Raw genomic sequence first — 1177 nt, 5'->3', positions numbered from 1 at the left:
GAAGCAACAACACCCGCACCGACGGTACGACCACCTTCACGGATAGCGAAACGCAAGCCGTCTTCCATCGCGATAGGTGCAATTAATTTTACCGTAACCGCAATGTTATCGCCCGGCATTACCATTTCCACGCCTTCAGGCAACTCGACCGCACCAGTAACGTCGGTGGTTCTGAAGTAGAACTGCGGACGGTAACCGTTGAAAAATGGGGTGTGACGGCCGCCTTCGTCTTTGGACAGAACATAAATTTCCGCTTTGAAGTGCGAGTGCGGTTTGATTGAGTTAACGTGAGCCAATACTTGACCGCGCTCTACGTCGTCGCGTTTGGTACCCCGCAGCAGTACACCGACGTTATCACCGGCTTGACCTTGATCCAGCAGTTTGCGGAACATTTCAACGCCTGTGCAGGTGGTTTTGACGGTATCTTTGATACCGACGATTTCAACCTCTTCACCGACTTTGATGATGCCGCGCTCGACACGACCGGTTACTACGGTACCGCGACCTGAAATCGAGAATACGTCTTCGATGGGCATCAGGAATTTGCCGTCGATAGCACGCTCCGGCTCGGGGATATAACTATCCAGAGCCTCGACCAATTTAACGACGGATGGAACGCCAATTTCGCTGGTATCGCCTTCCAGCGCTTTCAGCGCTGAACCTACAATGATAGGAGTGTCGTCACCCGGAAATTCGTATTGGTTCAACAATTCGCGAATTTCCATTTCCACCAACTCGATCAACTCGGCATCGTCGACCATGTCGGCTTTGTTCAGGAACACCACAATATAAGGCACGCCTACTTGGCGAGACAGCAGGATGTGCTCGCGGGTTTGCGGCATGGGGCCGTCGGCTGCGGAACAAACCAGAATCGCGCCATCCATTTGAGCGGCGCCGGTAATCATGTTTTTAACGTAGTCGGCGTGACCCGGGCAGTCCACGTGCGCATAGTGGCGAGCAGCTGATTCGTATTCGACGTGCGAGGTCGAGATGGTGATACCACGCGCACGTTCTTCCGGGGCATTATCAATTTGATCGAAAGCTTTTACTTCGCCGCCTTGCAGTTCAGCCATCACTTTTGTCAGGGCCGCTGTCAATGTGGTTTTTCCATGGTCGACGTGACCAATCGTACCTACGTTTACGTGCGGTTTTTTTCTTTCAAATTTTTCTTTAGCCA

The 1177-nt window shown here is 52.3% G+C and carries 1 protein-coding gene; it reads right to left on the bottom strand.

The genetic code is table 11. The features are described from left to right. The coding region (tuf, locus tag NP596_RS21475; RefSeq protein WP_256617419.1) for an elongation factor Tu at window positions 1–1177 on the bottom strand (1177 nt) is incomplete at both ends.

Origin of the sequence: Methylomonas rivi (assembly GCF_024505165.1) — a bacterium.
In the GTDB taxonomy this organism is placed as follows: Bacteria; Pseudomonadota; Gammaproteobacteria; order Methylococcales; family Methylomonadaceae; genus Methylomonas; species Methylomonas rivi.
This window is presented reverse-complemented; position numbering and strand designations above follow the sequence as displayed.